The following is a 2377-nucleotide window of genomic DNA, read 5'->3' as shown; positions in this document are numbered from 1 at the left end:
AATCCCGAATCCCGAATCCCTAGTCCCTGATCCCCTCCCCCTGTATCATCCCGACGCCATGTCGCTCCTAAGCTGGATCCTGTTGTTCTCGCTGCTCGGCGGCGTGCTGAGCGTGCTCGCGGCGGGGGTGTTCCTGCTGTTTCCCGAACGGCTGCGCACGCGGTTGCTGCCACATTTCGTCAGCTTCGCCATCGGCGCGTTGCTCGGGGCGGCCTTCCTGGCGCTGTTGCCGCACGCACTGGAGGGGCCGGGGGTCGAGGATCTGCACGTCATCACCGGCACGGTGCTGCTCGGCGTGCTGGGTTTCTTCCTGCTGGAAAAGATGGTGCTGTGGCGGCACTGCCATCACAGCGACTGTGAGGTGCACACACTCGATAGCGGGACTGGGCACGCCCACAATCACACCGAGCAACAGGCCAATCGTGCCGCCGGTACCCTGATCCTGATCGGCGACGGTATCCACAACCTGGTCGACGGCGTGCTGATTGCCGCCGCCTTCCTCACCGACATCCACCTCGGCATCGTCACCAGCCTGGCGGTCGCCGCCCACGAGATCCCCCAGGAGGTCGGTGATTTCGCGGTGCTGCTGCACAGTGGTTTCTCACGCAGCCGGGCGCTGTTCTACAACATCCTCTCCAGCCTGAGCACACTGGTGGGCGCCGGCCTGGCCTATTACGGCCTGCGCGAGACCCAGGCTGCACTACCCTATATCCTGGCCATCGCCGCCTCCAGCTTCATCTACATCGCCGTCGCCGACCTCATCCCGGGGCTGCACAAGCGTCTGGAGGTGCGTGCCACGGTGCAGCAGGTCGCCCTGATTCTCGCCGGTGTGCTGACCATCTATTTCGCGCATTCGACGTTGCATTGAGAAAACTTTTACCACGAAGGACACGAAGGACACGAAGGAAAGCCTAATGCAAAACCAGGAGCACTCACCTGCCCATTAGAGAATGACCGTTCCAAGTATCTTGGGGGAGGCGGCATTCCTTCCGCCAACATGGCGCCGGCTTTCCCTTCGTGCCCTTCGTGTCCTTCGTGGTTCAAGCGAAACCCCAGCCCAACCGCTCCGCCATGCGCGCACCTGTGTCGAAGGAGGACCGCAGTACGTGCGACACGCGGAAATGATCCTGTAACCCTGAGTCCAAGTGGTGGTCTCGGTTTATTGGGTTGACCCGATCGAAATTCCTTCGTGTCCTTAGTGTCCTTCGTGGTTAAATTGCCTGAACGCATCCAGCGCGGAGTAGCTTATGAACTGGTTCATGCTGACAGTGGTCGGGGAAGACCGGCCGGGGATCGTCGCCCAGTTAACGGCGGCGTTGTATCAGGGCGGCTGTAACCTCGGCGAGGCGGCGATGGCGCGGCTCGGCGGGAATTTCTCGGTGATGCTGATGGTGCAACACACCGGGACGCTGGAGCGCCTGCTGGCCCTGGTCGATCCGGTGGCGCAGGAACTCGGGCTGCACGTGCACGGTGACCGGATCGAAGGGCACCTGCACCGGCACCTGATCCCCGACGTGCGCGTCACGGTATACGGCGCGGACCGCAGCGGCATCGTCGCGCAGGTGACCGGGGCACTGGCGGCGGTCGGCTGCAATATCCTCGACCTGCAATCGGATGTCGGCGGCAGCGAGGCCAGGCCGATGTACGTCATGACCCTGGAGGGGCAGACCGGAAACGGTATCGAGGCGCTCGAGGCGGCGCTTGCGCCGCTCGGCCGCGACGACATCGAGATCGAGGTGCAGCCCATCGAGACGTTGATCGGCTGAGTACCGTACGATGACCGTGCTCGATATCCTCACCTACCCGGATGTGCGTCTGAAGCGGGAATCCCTGCCGGTCGAGACCTTCGATACCGCGCTGCGCACCTTCGTCGCCGAGCTCGAGGCGACGCGCCTGGCCGGTCCCGGTGCGGTCGGCATTGCCGCCCCGCAGGTCGGCCGACCGCAGCGCATCGTCATCGTCGACGTCTCCCAGATGAAGCGCCCTGTCCCCAATCACGGCCACCTCGTGCTGGTGAACCCGGAGATCACCGCCTGGGACGGCTATGCCGTCGGCCGCGAGGGCTGCCTGTCGGTGCCGGACTACACCGGCAATGTCATCCGTGCCGAGCGGATCCAACTGGTTGCCTGCGATCCGTACGGGCAGCGCCTGGAGTTCGCCATGGACGGCTTCGAGGCGCGTGCCGTGCAGCACGAGCTGGATCACCTCGACGGTCTGCTGTTCCTCGATCGCCTGGTCAGCCGGCGCAACGACCTGTTCCGCCGCAAGACGTACCGATAAGCGCCCGTCGCACCACAGAACTCACTGAAAATAAATAAAATTTTCCTATAGCTACGAAATCTGATCAGCCACGGAAACACACGGAAAAACACGGAAA

General features: G+C 63.2%; 3 protein-coding genes. All 3 read left to right on the top strand.

Features of this window, described 5'->3' with window-relative positions; genetic code table 11:
* Positions 1–58 precede the first annotated feature (58 nt).
* The gene (locus tag K8I04_04325) at positions 59–868 is read left to right on the top strand and encodes a ZIP family metal transporter (protein MBZ0070938.1); all 810 of its coding nucleotides are present in this window, start codon (positions 59–61) and stop codon (positions 866–868) included.
* Between the two features lie 379 nt (positions 869–1247).
* Entirely contained in the window at positions 1248–1766 is a 519-nt protein-coding gene (locus tag K8I04_04320) for an amino acid-binding protein (GenBank protein MBZ0070937.1), read from the top strand.
* Between the two features lie 10 nt (positions 1767–1776).
* Complete coding sequence (gene def / locus K8I04_04315) at positions 1777–2280, top strand: peptide deformylase (protein ID MBZ0070936.1); 504 nt, start codon at positions 1777–1779, stop codon at positions 2278–2280.
* Positions 2281–2377 lie beyond the last annotated feature (97 nt).

Source organism: Gammaproteobacteria bacterium (genome assembly GCA_019911805.1).
Taxonomy (GTDB): Bacteria; Pseudomonadota; Gammaproteobacteria; order Thiohalobacterales; family Thiohalobacteraceae; genus JAHJQQ01.
The sequence above is the reverse complement of the archived record's forward strand: the minus strand, read 5'-3'. Positions and strand labels throughout refer to the sequence as shown.

Excerpts from the sequence above, each read along its gene's own strand:
- K8I04_04325 (MBZ0070938.1), top strand. The coding sequence starts at position 59 with ATGTCGCTCCTAAGCTGGATCCTGTTGTTCTCGCTGCTCGGCGGCGTG.
- K8I04_04320 (MBZ0070937.1), top strand. The coding sequence starts at position 1,248 with ATGAACTGGTTCATGCTGACAGTGGTCGGGGAAGACCGGCCGGGGATC.
- def (MBZ0070936.1), top strand. The coding sequence starts at position 1,777 with ATGACCGTGCTCGATATCCTCACCTACCCGGATGTGCGTCTGAAGCGG.